Genomic DNA, 241 nt, shown 5'->3' on the forward strand with positions numbered 1-241 from the left:
CTATCGAGGAGGATCTACGTTACTGGCATTTGCAAACACGTATTCAGACCGAGAAAGGTTTCTTTTTACTGTTTTGCAAGTATTCTAAGGACAGCTCAAACCCTATATCTATCTTCAAAGGAGCCATTAATGAATTGGAATATGTAGAACAGATTATCGACCTGGAGCCGGACGTGAGCCTTTCCTATGGATCCTCCATTATTAATTCAAAACGAATTGATGCATTTCCGGATCGATTTGT

General features: G+C 39.8%; 1 protein-coding gene. It reads left to right on the plus strand.

Annotated features, from left to right (window positions below):
- The coding region (locus ACY2RT_RS15570; protein ID WP_490156827.1) for a hypothetical protein at window positions 1–241 on the plus strand (241 nt) is incomplete at both ends.

The organism is Ulvibacter sp. 2210JD10-4 (assembly GCF_058148525.1).